This is a genomic window from Caballeronia sp. LZ024, assembly GCF_031451455.1.
Classification (GTDB): domain Bacteria; phylum Pseudomonadota; class Gammaproteobacteria; order Burkholderiales; family Burkholderiaceae; genus Caballeronia; species Caballeronia telluris.
In genome coordinates, this window is sequence record NZ_JARUXL010000003.1 from 12808 (window position 1) to 24941 (window position 12134).

A 12134-nucleotide genomic window follows, 5' to 3' on the forward strand; every position below is an offset into this window, starting at 1 on the left:
GACTGCTTGCCCTGATTGACGGTGTTACGCGAGGCGCGCCCAACGGCGCGCCTCTTTCGTTTGTGCTGACGAATCGCGATTGGCGCGACGCGCGCATGCTTCCCCAGAACGTCGAACGGAAATGGAAAAGCCCGGTTCGATTCGCATCATCGTCGATGCGGGCCGAACCGGGCTCGTGTGTGACTACAGCGCTGGGCGCCTGTTGCGAAGCTGCTCAGGTCCTCGATAAAGCCGCTTGCCGCCCGGCACGGCGGAACCGGTTCAGCGGATTCGTCGGCGTCTGCTGCTCGTCTGCAAGCTGTTGCATGCGTTGAGCCCGATAAGCGCAGAAGCGCGGCCAGTAGAGCACGACATACGCGATCGGCACGAACGACGTCACGCTTGTGATGCTGACCGTCGACGTGATCAGGAGGAGCAGCGCCATGACGAATCCGTCGCTTGCCGTGAACGCGACGACGCCAAAGAGAAGCAGGGCGCTAAAGAGTCCCATGTCCGCGACACTGGCAGGGAGGCCGGCGAACGGCACGCCGGCAAGCGCTTCGGGCTCGACCATACGGATGTACGGCAAATACTTGTAATGTGCAAGCACGTCCGCCGGCGTGATCCCGAAGAGTAGATCCTCGAGCCGCGCATCGTACATGAACGGATAACCGCCGAACCGGTGGGCGAACGTCTCCGAGCCGAAGAATCCGTGATCCGCCAGATAGATCGACATGAGGCTCACCGAGCCTATGAAGGCCACCAGGATCACGAGCGGATGGACCGCCCGCAACTTGTGACGGAACGGATACAGGGCCGCGAAGATGAACAGCAGCATCGACGACTTCGAGAATCCGATGAAGAGGCCGAAGAAGTAGACAAAGACCATCTTCTTGTTCACCTTCTCGGTGAACAAATAGAGGACCAGGGAACTCAGCAGCAATGACGAGAAAAAGCCCGCTTCTCTCGAGAAGCCCGACACGCGAGCGAAGTAGAAGATCTCGAAGAAGTTGGTGAATGTCTTGGTCGCGTAAGGGCCCCAGATCGTCTTGGCGAGCTGCGTCGGGCCGAGCTGCCACGCGAGGCCCTTGTCCACGTAATACAGCGTGAATTGCACCAGGGCGAAACCGACGTTGATCGCCATCCAGTGATGCAGATAGTTGATGCGACGACCCATCGTATAAAGGATGTAGCCGATACAGATCGCGAGCGAAATGACGCGCACCGCCACGCTCGGCGATCCCGTCAGGCTAAGAAGGACGGCAACGAGCAGCGGCACGCTCCAGCGACGGACCGTGGAAGCGAGGAAACGCGAGAATCCCGGATCGAGGAACGGGATGAACAGATAGAAGTAGATCGTGAAGCCGTTCACCTCTGGATTGAAGATCACACAGGTGAAAAACATATAGAACAGTGCGGAGACTATCCTCGGATACATTGATTGCTCCATCTTGGAATGCACTGATTATCGTGGATCGCCAGGCGCGCGTGCTGAGCAGGCGTTAAGGCGCGGTCCTTAAGGGCGACGTTAGGCTGGCGGCGGTGGGCGTCCGCTACGCAGATCGTCGCTTAACAAAAAGCAATGCATCAAAGGCCAATTTCCCTTTCCGGCGATCGGTAAAAGTGGGTTGTCTTGCGCGAGAAGCGGTCGAAGCTACTCGACGCAGGATCGAATCCCGGCGCACGTGACGCAGCGTACTTTAGCGCAAGCGGGGTCGCGGCAAAGAGTGCTGGAACATATAGATTTCAACATCGGATGGCTACAGTATGTTGACTAGCGCACACGAGAATAGATCGAGCGCAAGCGCTAGCGCCGCGTGCATAGCGTTATTTTATTTGTATTACGGCTCGCTGCGGCGGCCATCGTCGGGCGCGGGAAAAAAAGAAAGTCCGGCAAGAGCCGGACTTTCGTTCGCTTTAGTAGGCGTCGCCCGGCTTGTGGGTGCCGGCCGGTGAAACGATATACGGCGCTTCAGTCGACAGTTCGACGCGCACTTCGCCGATCGACATGACCTGCCCCTTCGGCGCGCTCGGACCGTTCACGCGAACGAGCGAAACCACATACTCGCGCGCGTTTCCGACGCCCGCCTTCAGGAGCGCGGCCGTCGCCGGAAACTCGAGCATCATCATCCCGTGATGCGCCGCGCCGGCGAGTTCGAAGGCCCCGACCGTGCCGATGAAGTACCTCGACCGTGCGGAATCGATGTCGATGCCTTCGGGCAGATTCAAGTAGACGTTATAGAAGAAGCCGCCGGAAGCGCCGGCACGCGTGATCGAGATGTCGTCGAATACGATCTTGATCGACTTGTATTGGCTCGTGCTCTTCTGCGCCAGTGCAGATGCCGCCGACGAGCCCTGCGCCGCCGCATCGAAGCTCTGGGCGGTGGCCGAGAGCATGTCCTGCAGCGGCTTGACGGAGTTTGCTTCTCCCGTCACGCGTGCGCTGACCGACTCTTGTCCCAGTACGACGCCTTTGACACCGCCAATCGAACGCTGGCCGGCCGCGATCGCGCGTGCGGGTGTGGCGGCGAAGGAGCTGATCGCCGGGCGTGTGCGGATCGGCGAAATCTGCGCCTGGACGCGGATGATGCGACCCACTTCCGCCTGGGGCGGCAACGCCGTCGGCCTCGCGGTGTTTGCGTAGTCATAGCCGAGTCGGCTGCGGTTCGAATACGTCTGTTCCTTGTTGATGGTCAGGCCATTGGCGTAGGTGAACGTTCCGGCCCAATACGGATTGCTCGGGACGGGCATCGTCCTTCCGTCCGGAAGCGACCACGCGTGCCACAGCCTGTCGACGTTGGCGTGATGCAGATAGAAGATCGGATCGCGCGGCGACTGCATCGTCGCCATCGAGACGCCGATGATGTTGTGCACCGGATTATGCGGAGCGGTCTCGAACTTCTCTTCGAATGAGTTTGCGGTGCCGCGTTGAAAATTCACCGTGGTGGCCGCGAAGGGCGACAGGTCGAGTGCGCTGTAGACATTCGTATTGAGCCGCGGGCAATAGAGCGGATTGCCACTTGCGTTATCGGTGAATTCGCTCGGTATGTTGGGGTTCGTGAACCAGTCCCAGTAGGGAAGCGTGAACGTGCTGTCGCCTGATACGAGCCTGATCTGCCGCTCGAGATAGTAGAGATAACCCCGGTGCCAGGCCAGGAAATACGGCTGCTTGTGCGGACAGTAGTTCACGTGCACATTCGTCCAGTACTGCCATGAATTCGGATCGTTCGCATTGGGGTTCGCCAGCATGGTGGCAACCGCGTTCAGGAACGACTGGTAGTGCGGCGTCAATTTGAACTGCTGCCATTCGAGGCGAACGACCGGAGTGGCGGCTGCCGCCATATACGGAAACGAAGCCCAGGAAAGTGCCGTAGCGGCGCCCCCCAGAAAAGCTCGCCGGTTGATTTTCGGATAAGTCATGAATTTCCCCATTATATAGATATACTAATGAATGGAATCTGTTTGCGAGCGCCGTTGAGATACGGATCGATCTTGAAGGCCGCTCAGATAGTCCAGGCCAATGCTCGGGTGGCGAGTTCGCACCCGGCTATAGGTTTAACGATTGCGCTGCTGCGCAGCGTCGCATAGTGAACGGTACGCAAGTCGCGGAACGCGACTGCGCCCGTCGTCTGATAAGAAGAAATTTACTTCAACGACTGTTGTTTTCATCGTGCGCTTTCGCACGCAAAGCAGGATATGCTCTGCTTATTAAATGGTAACGGAACGCGGCTCATCCGCGAATCTCTTTTCATCGCTATTCGCGGCCATACTGGCCGATATGACGGGCAGCGCACAAGGCGAGCGGCCATCGTGGCCGCCAATGACGCGCCGCTAAAATGAAATCATCCCGCGTCCTGTTTCGGCCCCAGTTTATGGCGGCCGGGCGGGGGCAAGCTTTTGTCCGCGATTGCGAACCGCTCCTATTCATCTATAAGTGGCACACCGCACTGAGTACTCTTCGCAATATATTTAATTTGTCTTCAGAATAATAGCGCTTCAGGCGCCCTGCGATATTGTGTGGACGAAAGCTCGCGATCAGGGCAATTGTGCGCGGCTCGTGTCCAGGGTGATGTGACATCGGCACGTCATACGCTTTCCGTTCTCCGATGCGCCTGCGGTGCAGGTGCGCGGTACCTTTTCCTGGTGGAGAGCGGTTCGAGGCGGTTTTTGCCGCCTGAAATCGTTCCTCCGTTTGCGGTTCGTTTCGTCGAGCATTTCGGAGCGTCTCGCAATACCAGGCCACTGCTCCAAGCGAGGATCATCTGTATATGGCGTCATTCAAGAAGAACTTTGCGGTCTTGATGATGCTGCAGGTATCGACCTACGCGGTCCCCCTGATCACGCTTCCGCTGCTGACACGCGTGCTCTCTCCGGAAGGCTATGGACGCCTGGCGTTCGCGATGGCTTTCGTTCAATACTTTATTGTGCTGACGAACTATGGATTCGGTCTGACCGCGACCCCGCAGATTTCGATCAACCGCAGCAACCGCCCTGAGCGCTCCCGCGTTTTCTGGGAGACCTTTCTGGCGCAGGGCTTTATCACCGTGGGCGGGTTCGTGTTGCTCACGGCGCTGACGTTCGTCTTTCCCCGTCTTGCCGCCGAACGCGACCTGCTAATGCTCGGCTTCGGTATGGCGGTCGGTGCGATGCTGATTCCAACCTGGTACTTCCAGGGCGTCGAGGATCTCCGGATCATCAGCTTGATCGTGTTCACCAGCCGCGTGCTGAGCATCCCTGCGATGTATCTTCTCGTGCGCGACCGCGACGACATCTACTGGGCGATGGGTGTCAATGCGTTCGTCCCGTTGCTGTCGGGTCTTGCGATCGTCACTTACTTGTACTTTCGCCGCGAACTCGACTTCGTGCCGACGTCCCTGCGCTCCATCATCAAAGCGCTGAAGGATGGGTCGAGCGTTTTCATGGCGACCGCGATCACCGACTTCTACGCGTCGACGAACATCGTGTTGCTCGCGCTCATTTCGGGTAACGTCGCGGCGGGCTATTTCGCTGCCGGCGACAAGCTGATACGCGCGGCGCTGGGCATGATGAGCCCGCTGAAGACGGCCGCGTATCCGAGGATCAGCTACCTCATGCACCACTCGCGCGAGGACGCGTTCGCCTTCCTGCGAAAGATGCTGGCGTTTCAGGGTACGGTCGTCGCGATCATCTCGCTCACTATCTTTGCGGGCGCGCCGATCGCCGTGAATATCCTCTACGGCCCGCAGTTCCTTCCCACTGTCGAGGTGTTGCGCTGGATGGCGTTCGTGCCTTTCATGTCCGGTATCGCGGATGTGTTCGGCGTACAGACGATGCTTCCGCTCGGGATGAAGGCGCATTTCAGCCGCGTGCTGCTCGCCTCGGCGACGCTGAATTTCATTTTGCTCGCCGTGCTTTCGAAGCTCTTTGCGGAGCAGGGCGCCGCGGCCACGGTGCTCGTCGTTCAGACTTGTGTCGCTGTAGCGATGGCGATGACGCTGTATCTTCAGGGCGTGCCATTCCTCAAGCGCAGAGTTGCGGAGTGAGTCCAGGCGAAGGCGCGCGTGCCGTCGCTTAAGGCGGTCACGCGAATCTCATCGTCGACCAAAAACGAAATGCCCCGGTTTTCCGGGGCATTTTGCGTTTCTCGTGACCGCTACCGGATCACATGGCTTTCTTCATTGCACTCTGATACACGTCGATATACGCGTCGACCATCGTTGCGGGGCTAAAGCTCTTCGCGTGGTTGAGCAGCCGGTCATGCACCGAGGAGCACTTCAGGAGCTCGATCGCATCGCGGATTTTCTCGATGACGGTATGCGGCCTTTCGATGTCGAAGATGAGATGCGAATCCGGCTCGATGACCTCGGGAATACCGCCGGTGTTTGCACCCACCACCGGAACGCCGTGCGAATAGGCTTCGACCGTCACGCGGCCGAACGGCTCGTTCCAGATCGAAGGTACGAGGAGGATGTCGATGGCATTGAGAAACTCTGCGGCCTTTACGCGGCCGAGGAATTCGACCCGCGGGTCGCGATACTTGTTCTGCAAGCTCTCCATGTACTCGCGATCGCCCGTGCCGCCTATCGCGAGCGTCCAGTCGATCGTGTTGTCGCCGAGCAATTGATCGAGGACGATTTCCAGACCTTTCTCGGGCGAAACGCGCCCGAGCAGTCCCAGACGCACCGGGCCGCCGCCATAGCGCCGCTCGCGCTGCGCGGGCGGTGCATCACCGAGCGGCACGTAGCAGTTGTTGATGACCGCGGTGCGCGATGCGCCCGCAAAGAAGCCGTTGTCGAGGTGCTTTTGCAAAACGAACTGGCTTACGCCCACCGCAACGTCGACGCGCGCTGAAGCAGCCTTCTTCGGTCCCGCGTAAAAGGCGCAGACGCCGCACTGACGCTTGCACGCCTTCTCGTGCGAGAACATCGTCGAACCCGGACACATCAGGTAGTAGTCACGCGCAGTGTGCACGATCGGCACGCCGGCGTTGCGCGCTACGCGCCAGATGTCGATCGAAAGACACGACAGGTTGCTCGTGTTGATGACGTCCGGCTTCTCGCGCGCGATGATCGCCCTCAGCTTGCGCGCCATGACGACGTTGTGCAGGTCGATCGCATGCCACATGAGCTTCGCTACGCGCGAATGATTCTTCGGTTGATGCGGCCAGTACAGATTGACGGATCGAAGGTGATAGACCTTGACGCCATTGAGTTCGCTAAGACGATCGACGCCCGTGCCGGTCGCGCACACGACGCAGACTTCCATGCCCGCCTGGGCGAGCCCCTCGGCCAGGATGCGTGTCGATACCTCGGCCCCGCCCACCGAATCGGGGTGGTACAACGTGTTTGCGATGAGTATTTTCACGGCGTCCGTTTGGTATGAGTTCTTCGATCCAGGAGCCCTCGCGCCATTCTGCAAAGGGCGCACTCCGAAGGCAATGGAATGAGGCGATGCAATTGCGACGCCCAGAGTGGACGCGAGCCACAATGTTCGCGGGCAATTGATCGGAGCGGGCGCTGCCTATAGTCTACTCGGTCGTCGACTGCACCTCCAGATAGGGCGTGCCGCCTTGGCGTTCGCCGTACAGGACCTGCGCAAGCCTCGTTGCTGCGTGGTCCCATCGATACTGCTTCACGTGCTGCAAGCCCGTCTTGCGATGATGCTCGCGCAAATCGGGCCGGGTCGTCATCAGCGTGATCTTTGCGGCAATGTCCTCGACTGATTCAGGATCGCAATACATCGCTGCGTCGCCACACACCTCGGGCAGGGACGCGGCCGTGGAGACGATCACGGGGCATCCGCAGTACATCGCTTCCAGCGGTGGCAAGCCGCATCCCTCGTAAAGCGAAGGGAAGACGAGACACGCGGCGTCGGTGTAGAGCGCCTTGAGTTCCGCATCGGAGACGAATCCTGCCCAGATCACGCGGTCATCCGCGGCTTGCGGCGCCGCGCCTTGCGCGGCAAAGACGCGCGCGTTTGCACCGCCCGCGATGACGAACTTGATGTTCGGAATATGCCCGAGCTGCCTGATCGCGTCGAGCACGCGTTGAAGATTCTTGCGCGGATCGAGACTACCGACGATCACGCAATAAGCGTCTCTTGTGAGCGCAAGACGGCTGATGATCGAATGATCGGCGACGATGCGATCGAGATGATCGGCGCCGGGACGGATGACCTCGACGCTCGACGGATCCATCTTCAGGTGATGGCAAATGCGCGCCTTTGAGAAGTTCGAGACCGTCAGCATAAGCCGGCTTTGACGCCGCAGGATCGAGAACTTGCTGCGATACCAGAACAGAAACTTCTTCGAGAATGCATGCGGAACGTCGTACACCGCCATATCGTGAACCATCACGACCTGGCTGCGCTTAAGAAGCGGACCGGTGTTGCAAAGGCTGATCAGCGTATCGCCTGCGGTCGCGATCGGCAGCGAAATCTGCTCCCAGAGATTGCCCTTGAGGCCCGAGCCGATGCGCACTCGCCGGGTCGCGAGACCCAGGTCAGCCGCGTTGTGCGGTACGACGACTTCGAGTTCGTTCGGCGAGTGCGGGCGCGCCTGCATTGCGCGCGTCAACTCGTAAGCGACTCGCTGGACGCCGGTGATGCGCTGTGAAGCAAACTTGCCGTTGATTGCAAACCCCATGACGTCCTCAGGTAAGGCGGCCCGCCAGTCTTCCGGCAAGGCCGCGGCAATGCTTGCTTATTCTTCGCGTACTGCCGGCTCGCCGATGACATACGAATCGTCGCGCGCGCCTGCGTCGAGGTGAATGCTGTCGACGATGTCGAGCAATACGTGCAAATCCGCGACCAGCACGGCAGACGAGCGCATGTTCAGCGCGTCCGCGGTATTGATGGACTTGCGAATACGATCTATTGCTAGCTGCGGCTCTTTCATCCGTTATTCTCCAAATTCGATGTCACGAAGACCGTGACCGGGCACGTGCGTCTTCGTGAACAAGCTCAATAAGCGATAGGTACAAACCTGTACCCCATTGGTAAGTTATTTCGCACACTAAGCAAGACTCTGTGCGGAAGATCACATATCGCTACGGCGTTTCAAACCGCAAGCGAGCTCTTCATCAGGATTCGCTTACGTCTTCGGCGCCAAGGCCGCCTTCCGCGCGATATGCCGTCGGCGACATACCGTAACGCCGGCGAAAAAGCCTCCCCAGGCGATCGCCGTTGCCCATGCCGCATCGCCGCGCGATTTTGTCGACGGGCAGATCGCTGTCGAGCAAGAGGCGACAAATCAGTTCGAACCGCACATTCATCAGGTACTGCTGAGGCGTCACGCCGTACTCCGCCTTGAAGCGCCGGAGATAGTTCCGGTTGCTCATCGCGGCGACTTCGGCCGCATCGGAGATCGAAATCGATTTGCTGAAGTTCTCCTTGATCCAGCTCGCCGATGCGTGAATCTTGTCCGTCGTCGTAGTGATGGACAAGTCATCCGCCATGACGTTCGGATGATCGAGCGGCTGCGGCTGCAATTCGCTCACGACGCGCCGCGCGATATGCGTGCCGAAGTCCGCTTCGATCTTCGCAAGCGCGAGATGCACAGGCGCTTCGACGCCCGACCACGCGGCCATCGGAATGTCCTTGAACCAATAAATGGGAACCGTGGCCGGCCGCGTCTTCGCGCCATCCAGAGTTGTCTCGCGCGTGCGGTCACGCGCGTCCTGTAGCGATCGCTCGCCGCCGAACAGCCAGCTCAGCAGGTGCGGATCGCGGTCGGCCATCGCTTCGCTCTTGCTGCAGGCTACAAAGAGCGCGTCGAAGTCCGTCACCGCATATTCATGCAGATGATGGGTCCAGATCGAAATGGATGACGAGGTCGATATGTTCCCGCCGCTCTTCGATATGAGCGACAGGTGATAAGCCGGCTGACCGCCCGATCCGGGCTGCAAATCGTTCGCAAGGCGGAAGGCTTCGCTGATGACGCCAGCATTGTATATGCAGCATCGTTCGAACAGGAGGAGTCCGATATGACGAGACGCTCTGGTGGACGTCTCTTGTCGCTTGCTTTCCGATAGTGCAGACGCAGTCGACAGATTCATTGGTGTTCCTTCTTCATCTCGCGTTTTCAGGTTGTGCGATGCATCGTAGAAACATTCGAGGGCCGGCGAAAATTGGGAGGCTGATATCGCCAGTGTTTTGGCCGATTTGTCGGCTGTTCATTTCACTTTTCCAATTGATATTAATAATAGAGATCGGGCGCCGAACCGTCAGGAAGTCGTAATCAGGCGATAAATTTCTTTTCGGAATGTCACTTAGCTTTTTAATGCGATGTCTTTCAGCGAGTTTCACGGAGCGTTGCCGGCTGACTCCTGTTCACTCGTCGGGACCCTTACTGTATAAGGCTTTGGCGAATATTGGAAATGTTTCCTGCGCTTTCTGCATGGTAATAATGACTCACTTTCTATAATCGGGAAGATATTGCTTCGCGCTGAAACATTTCCATCTCACTTGTTACAATTGCATTCCACATTAAGAAATGTCGGTCCATGACCTCACACATTTCGGACAAGACCACGCCAATTTTCGCCGCCGCTATTTTTTTGGCGTTTCGACGCGCCTATGCTTCACCGCAGCAACATTTTTTGCAGGTATAACCGTTCATATCGGCCAGTTCCCACGCCGAAGCGCGCGGAGGACGGCTGCCTTCCCTCGCCGATCGAACAGCGATCGGCGATGGGATCGTTCGTGTCGAGCCCGCATCGCTGACCAGGCGACAGTCAAGCAACGATATATATCGGAGTGCAAATTGAGTGTTCATCCTGAAGTCATGGACGCTGCAGCTCGTGACGTTTCGGATCGCCTTTCTGATCCTGTGACCACGTCCGACGCTGCAAGCGTCTTGCCGATCCGCCCGGTCATCCTGGCGGGCGGAGCCGGAACGCGCCTTTGGCCGATTTCCCGCAAGCAGTTCCCGAAGCAACTCGCCGGCATGTTGGGCGCGGGGTCGCTTCTGCAAATGACGATCCAGCGCGTCGCAGGGCTCGCGCGCGACGGCGTCGACGCGTTAGCTTCTGTCGTCGTGTGCGGTGACGAGCATCGCTTCATGACGGTTCAGCAACTCGAAGAGATTGGCGTCGACGCCCGTCTCATCGTCGAACCGAGCAGCCGCAATACGGCTCCCGCGCTTTCGCTGGCGGCGCTCGCTTCACGTTCGGAAGATCACGACTGCGTGCTCGTCGTGATGCCGGCCGATCACCTCATCCGCGATACCGAGGCTTTTCAGCGCTCCGTGCTGAAGGCGGCCCGCTTCGCCGAACGCGGGGCCATCGTGTCGCTCGGCGTGCGTCCCACGCGAGCGGAGACGGGCTTCGGCTATGTCAAGCTGGGCGCCGCGCTCGAAGACGGCGCGCATGAGATCGAACGCTTCGTCGAAAAGCCCGACAGCGAATCTGCACGCGAATACCTGAACTCGGGCGCCTATTGGTGGAACAGCGGCATCTTCGTCGTGCGGGCCAGCGTCTGGCTCGACACGCTGGAGCGCTTGCAGCCTGCCATGCATGCGGCCTGCGTCGCGGCATACGATGCAGGACGCGCGGACGGTCCGTGCCATCTGCCGGACCGCGAGTCGTTCGAGGCCGTGCATGGCGATTCGATCGACTACGCTGTGATGGAGCACCTCGCGCGTGAGCAGGGGACGCAAGGCATCGTCGTGCCGCTAGACGCGCCGTGGTCCGATCTCGGCTCCTGGGATGCCATCTGGGATGCACTCGACAAGGACGACGACGGCAATGTCGCAAAGGGTCGCGTCGTGTTCGAAGGCTCGACATCCTGCTACGTGCAATCGGAAGGGCGCCTCATTGCGTGCGTTGGCGTCGACAATCTCGCAGTGATCGAAACGGCAGACGCGGTGCTGGTTGCCGATCGGTCGCGGGTTCAGGAAGTGAAGAACGTCGTCGGACGCATCGCAGACGAGCACAGTCCCGAAGTCGATGCGCATCGCAAAGTACATCGGCCGTGGGGCACTTACGACTCGATCGACAAGGGCAGTCGCTTTCAGGTCAAACGCATCGTCGTGCGTCCGGGTGCCCGGCTGTCGCTGCAATTGCATCATCACCGCGCCGAACACTGGACCGTCGTAAGCGGGACCGCCATCGTCACTCGGGGGGAGGAGAGCTTCTTGCTAAGTGAAAACGAGTCGACTTACATTCCGCTGGGCGTCAAGCATCGTCTGGAGAATCCCGGGAAGGTGGCGCTGGAGATCATCGAAGTGCAATCGGGTTCGTATCTCGGCGAAGACGACATCGTTCGCTTCGACGACAAATACGGCCGCGTGAGCTAGGGCCGCCAGGCACGCGTCCGTAATCCTGTTACGGACGTTCGTGCTGCGCTCGCATGTCGCCACGGCAGTGCAGCAGAAGTTGCATGGGAACCCCCGGAGCACACCCTGTCAAATATCGGGTGTATCCAAGCTGTCAATGAACGCGTCGTGTTTGCGCATCGCCGACGCAATGGTCGGAAGCATGTCGAACCATCGGGCGACGCACTCGTGCACCGACGCCAAGCAAAAGAATTGTTGCCTCAGCCGAGGCCGCCAGAGAGCACGAGTACTGAAAATTAGGGGCTTCCTTCGGGCACCGCCGTCGCGATCAGCGGCCAGCGGTCCGGAGCAGGCAATCGTTGTTAACAACTTCAAGTGTCAAGCCCGCGTGGCAAGCAAAGCG

Annotated in this window: 8 protein-coding genes; 2 read left to right on the forward strand and 6 right to left on the reverse strand. The window is 59.2% G+C overall.

Features of this window, described 5'->3' with window-relative positions; genetic code table 11:
- Positions 1-214: 214 nt before the first annotated feature.
- Together QCE48_RS18010 and QCE48_RS18015 are read right to left on the reverse strand one after the other, a co-directional pair.
- Positions 215-1417 (reverse strand): hypothetical protein, encoded by a 1203-nt coding sequence (locus QCE48_RS18010; RefSeq protein ID WP_309784221.1) that lies wholly within the window; start codon positions 1415-1417, stop codon positions 215-217.
- A gap of 479 nt (positions 1418-1896) precedes the next feature.
- Positions 1897-3399, reverse strand: a complete 1503-nt coding sequence (locus tag QCE48_RS18015; RefSeq protein ID WP_309784222.1) for a tyrosinase family protein — start codon at positions 3397-3399, stop codon at positions 1897-1899.
- 848 nt (positions 3400-4247) lie between these two features.
- On the opposite strand from QCE48_RS18015, the gene QCE48_RS18020 reads away from it, so the two are divergent.
- Positions 4248-5501, forward strand: coding sequence for an oligosaccharide flippase family protein (locus QCE48_RS18020; protein ID WP_309784223.1), 1254 nt, complete (start codon positions 4248-4250; stop codon positions 5499-5501).
- 118 nt (positions 5502-5619) lie between these two features.
- On the opposite strand, the gene QCE48_RS18025 is transcribed toward QCE48_RS18020, so the two are convergent.
- From QCE48_RS18025 to QCE48_RS18040, 4 genes are all read right to left on the reverse strand, one after another.
- Complete coding sequence (locus QCE48_RS18025; protein ID WP_309784224.1) at positions 5620-6822, reverse strand: glycosyltransferase family 4 protein; 1203 nt, start codon at positions 6820-6822, stop codon at positions 5620-5622.
- A gap of 163 nt (positions 6823-6985) precedes the next feature.
- The gene (locus tag QCE48_RS18030) at positions 6986-8101 is read right to left on the reverse strand and encodes a glycosyltransferase family 1 protein (protein ID WP_309784225.1); all 1116 of its coding nucleotides are present in this window, start codon (positions 8099-8101) and stop codon (positions 6986-6988) included.
- 57 nt (positions 8102-8158) lie between these two features.
- A complete protein-coding gene (locus QCE48_RS18035; protein WP_309784226.1) occupies positions 8159-8353 on the reverse strand; it encodes a hypothetical protein in 195 nt (64 codons plus the stop codon).
- 184 nt (positions 8354-8537) lie between these two features.
- A complete protein-coding gene (locus QCE48_RS18040; RefSeq protein ID WP_309784227.1) occupies positions 8538-9242 on the reverse strand; it encodes a helix-turn-helix domain-containing protein in 705 nt (234 codons plus the stop codon).
- A 998-nt stretch (positions 9243-10240) separates the two neighbouring features.
- Between QCE48_RS18040 and QCE48_RS18045 the strand changes: the two genes are divergently transcribed.
- Entirely contained in the window at positions 10241-11752 is a 1512-nt protein-coding gene (locus QCE48_RS18045; RefSeq protein WP_404982620.1) for a mannose-1-phosphate guanylyltransferase/mannose-6-phosphate isomerase, read from the forward strand.
- Positions 11753-12134 lie beyond the last annotated feature (382 nt).